This window comes from Bacteroides fragilis, from assembly GCF_019583405.1.
Taxonomy (GTDB): Bacteria; Bacteroidota; Bacteroidia; order Bacteroidales; family Bacteroidaceae; genus Bacteroides; species Bacteroides fragilis_B.
On sequence record NZ_SZUU01000019.1, the window covers coordinates 1 to 4,706 of the forward strand.

Sequence of the window (4,706 nt, forward strand, 5' to 3'; positions counted from 1 at the left end):
TGGCTGTATATCCGGACGGGGTCCTGACCAGTATAAACGGCTTTTCACATCCCGGTAATCCGGTAGGTTGTCCCCGGATCAGGGATATCCATCTGGCAGGAGATATCTTTTGGGGATTTACCCCGGCTTTATGGATTATATCCAGCATCGGTGCTGTATCATAGGATATGCCGTTCACATACAGGCTGATTTTTTCTGAGGAAATCCTAAGCTCCCTGTTTCCCCAGGAAAAGGAACGCAGGCTTGTTTGTCTGTCTTCCTGCAGGGTCCTGTCAAAAATGTCATTCTTATTCATATTCATCATTTTATATTTCCATTTCCGCCGCTTTTATATTCCGGACGGCGCCTCCGGTTATCTTTAGTCCGTATCCTGCCGGTTCTTTTACAGCCATAAGCACTTTGCCATCAGGAAGCGCCATTCCTTTGCCGCTGAAAAGGGATTTCCACTCACTCCGGCTGAGAGAAGCCGGTTCGATGCCCGCCTTTTTCATCCTTTCTAAAATCGGTGTAGCGTCCCTGACCCCGTCCTTATCCTTGAGGGATGCGGTGGCATATCCGGGGGTAAACTCAAGTTCTCCTTTCAGGGTCTGTATCTTTCCCGGTATGCGGGTGACCGCCGTTTTCTTCAGGTTTTCCCGGCTGGCCGTGAGCAGACCCTTCAGTTCCATGTCATCAACCTCGATGCTGAAACCTAACTTCCGCAGAAGGTTCCTGAAGGCAAGGCGGATCTTGTCCCATACACGGGCATCCGTCCCGCTTTCGGCCATACATGCCAGGTATTCCTCCGTTGCGGTACGTATATCCATTTTTCCCGTACCGGCCAGCCGGACAATCTCACCGCGTATTTTTTCTCCGCACCCGGCGAAGATGTCATCCAGGAACGCGTCCATATGCTTCCGCCCGGCCAGCTTTCGCAGGCCGTAATGTCCCACTCCCTCATGCAGCAGGGTACGCTCGATATCCTCCTTGCTGCGGGCTTTGGGCAAGTACAGGCAGATACGGTCCGAAGGGATGTCATACCATCCCCTTATATCCTTCCCGCTTGAAATAAGATCACGTACCCTGGGAGAATCCACCTCGCCGATGGAATGGATAATACTTACGGGGATGTGTTGCTTCCCGGCCAGGGAGGAAGCATGGCGGGAGAGTTCGGCCATCCGTTCATCCCTTGAAAGGAAACCCTGCGCACTTCCGGCCGGAGCAGGAATGGAGGCTCCCTTTTCACCCATAAGACGGAACCGCACACCTTTAATTTCCGATGCTAATTTCACGGCCTCGTTTCTTGAGGATTCATCCTTAGGCTTATAGACAAACACTTGCAGCCCGCTTTCACGGATCGCTTTGGAAACGTCTTCATTTACATTCTGCGGCACTACAGCCGCTACAAACTCGTTCAGATAAACCGGCCGCTCGAATTTGGTTTCGAAATACATGGCGGGATATTCGTTTTGTATGGCATCAACCATCTTTTTAAGTTGCCGTATATCCTCCCCGGTAAGTTCCACTCCGTATTCACGTTTGGCAAAACTCCCGGGATCAGGTTTTAGGGCGATATCCCCCACACGGTAAAGCCCGGTATCATCAAAAGCGTTGCCATCCGGATTGAGTTTGATTCCCAAATCAAAGTAGACCTTTTGCCATTTGTCCCTGAATGCCTCCAGGTCACTATGGTCAGTGGTCAGTTTCCTCTTTTGCCGGCGAATACCGTCCAATGTGCCGGTCGGCTTCATAAGAGCGGCCGCGAATTCAGAGAAGGAACCTCCCCAGCCGGTCGCGGCGGCCAGGCCCTGCCGTTTCATTAACCCGGAGACATTCTCCAGGGTATGGGGGAGGTAGATCCTGGTTCCATCCGGAGTGTAACCTTTAAAAAGGACCTCTTTGATGCCATATTTATCCGTAAGACTTTCTCTCCACTCCGCATACTGCTTACTTAGCGTTTCTGATCCGTTGATCTTATCCAAAGCGTCCTGCAGGGTATGATAGGTATCAACACTGCCGGTCTGGCGGATATCCGTCTTTACCCTGTCATAGAAGTCTTGTACGGAACTGTATTCATAGCCCCTTTCTTCTATATCATTCAGCTTCTGGACCGCTTTTCTGTAAGCAAGACCTTTTTGTTTTTGTTCCGGGAGCGCTTGTATTTTATCCTGTAATACACGTTTCCTTGTTTCGATATAATCTTTGAATTTTGTTTGATCACCACCGAAGTTTTCTTCTACATAAGCCTCCAACAGGGCCGTGTTACGTTCATCATAGTCATCGAGCGCGTCGATGGCGGATATCTGATTCCGGAGATGTTCTCCAAAGAGCGGTTCTACCTTCCTGAATTCGGGTGCCTCGCCCCTTTCATATAAAAACTGATAAGCGAACGCACTCCCCTCGTCGCGCCCGTCCATGTAGCTGTTCCAGGCACTGCGTACATTCGGTTGCATCTCTTGTGGCAGCCTGGAAATGGCATCCCGGACACGCCCGCTGCCGTCACCGGAAAATTGCCTTTCTATTTGCGGATAAACGGGTGTCCACGCATCTCCGCTGAATGTTCCGGCATTCCTTCCGGTGCGTTTGGCAATCATGGAAGAGGGCAACACAAGGGAGATCTCGCCATATCCTTCGTGTGACTGCCTGGCTATGTCGATCACGGCGGCACTGGGATTGGCAAGCCCTCCAAGCTTCAATGCTTTGAGTAACTTCTCTTCACTGATATTATGCAGGCCTACTAAAGACTTGCCACCGTCATCCTGGCTGATCTCCCTAAACCGGATGTCATCCTGACTCTCAAGGAAGCTGCCCGTATTCTGGCTGGCGGATTTTATTTGGTTGGCGGCAAACGAGATATAATCCACCGTGCGGTCATTTTCGGAACCCATGTCGGCACTGTCCGCCACATCTGAAATCACCACCCCGTCATACCCTTCCATTTCCGCCAAATTGCCCAAATCGGATGCCGCCACTTTCTCGCCGCCGTATTCTATGGAGGAGAAATTTGCCCCTTGGGCATCCACTTCCAAAGGATTGCGCAAGTTCAGGTACACATCATAGATGTTGCCGCCATATCCTGAGGCGTTCTTCCTGTCCGGGCTGAAAAAATGCCCACTATTTATAAGACCGTCTGTCCACCGCTTGAATTCGTAAAAGTTTTCTCGGCTTCCATGATACACCACCAGAGGCTCCCCATTGGCATCTCTGACCTTGGATGCTTCATTCGGATTGTTCTCCCAATCCCCGAACCACTCCCTGAATGCCCGGGTACGTACCTGTGCCCACTGCTTTTCATTCAGGTTGGTTGCCTGTCCGTTCGGAGCTTTCATGTAACTGCCTTCCGCCTTACTGCGGGCTATGATTGCCTGCTCCTCGGTTGTAAAAAGATATTCGGATATTTGTTCCATCCCATGAAAGAATAAGTATGATACTTGATTTATTATTAAAGAGAAATACTTGTTTACTTAAGCAGGACTTAAGTAAACAAGTAAATTCAGAAAAACATGTTTTATTTGTTACATGTCCGCACTGGCCTGCCGACTCAGGGTATTTACCATATTCACCGCTTTGACCGCATACCCGACCGGAGTCTTGGTAAGCATAAAGGAAGCTCCCTTTCCCGCGGATTTGGACGCTCCGGATATAAGGGAGGGTTGTATGGCCTTTCCCTTCATCAGGGAATACCATTCCTCGGCCTTCATGGCTTCCACCTTGACTCCCTTCCGGCGAAGATCCTTGAGGATGCTCTCCACATCGCATCCCTTCTTTTCGGGAACGGCGGATGAATTAAATTCTTCAAAAGCCTTGATAAGTTTCTTATCCCTGTCCTTACCCTTTGGAATTTCCTGGATTTCCTTATCCAGTTTTACCAGTGCCGCCTTTACCTGTTTTGCTGAAGGTTTTTGTGTGGTTTGCGTGCTTCGTTCGGTCCTTTTTCTGGGAGCACGCTGTGTCGCGGCAGGTTCCGATGCGTCAGGTGCCGCCTCTGTTTCCCGGTCCGCAGGCTTGTCTAATTTCAGGCCGTACATTTCTTCGGCCCGCTTCCTCACTTCATTTGAAGGAGAATGGATAAGCGCGGCTGCATTTCTATCGGCATGCAGGACAGAGAGCTGGACTTTTTCCGTAGGATTTTCAATATATCGGATATTCATCGGATTACTTCTGACGGCAGCTAACTGTACGGTTTCCGACGGCTCAGACACATATCTGATGTTTTCCCCACCGGCATGGACTGCCGCTAACTGCACGGTTTCGGCAGGGGACTTGATGTGCCGCAGGGTATCCGGATTGCCCTGGACAGCCATATGCTGCACTTTTACCGTAGGTGATTCAATGTGGCGGATGTATTCCGGATTCTTTTGTACGGCTGCCAGCTGCACCTTTTCGGTCGGTTCCTTGATGGAGGCAATGTGTACCGGGTCTTTCAGTACAGTCATCAACTGCACCTTTTCCGCAGGCTTATTGATCAGGGAAATACATTCAGGCCTCCTTTCAACGGCCATCAGTTGCGCCTTTTCCGTAGGGTTGGAAATAAAACCGATGTAGGCCGGCTTATGCCGGATGACGGATAGTTGTACCTTCTCACTGGGTGAAGCAATGAAATGGATATTGTGCGGGGCATTCCTGACTGCGGCGAGCTGTACTTTTTCCATCGGCTTGTCTATGAAGCAGATCACATTCTTGTCTCTCCGGATGGCGGCCATCTGGACACGTGCGGAAGGATTCTC

Annotated in this window: 2 protein-coding genes; both read right to left on the reverse strand. The window is 50.4% G+C overall.

Translation table 11 applies throughout. The features are described from left to right. Positions 1-305: 305 nt before the first annotated feature. Entirely contained in the window at positions 306-3,386 is a 3,081-nt protein-coding gene (locus FDF36_RS20705) for an ADP-ribosyltransferase-containing protein (protein ID WP_220392649.1), read from the reverse strand. A 108-nt stretch (positions 3,387-3,494) separates the two neighbouring features. Further along, a partial coding sequence (locus FDF36_RS21595) for a hypothetical protein (RefSeq protein ID WP_259281492.1) occupies positions 3,495-4,706 on the reverse strand: 1,212 nt, incomplete at its 5' end.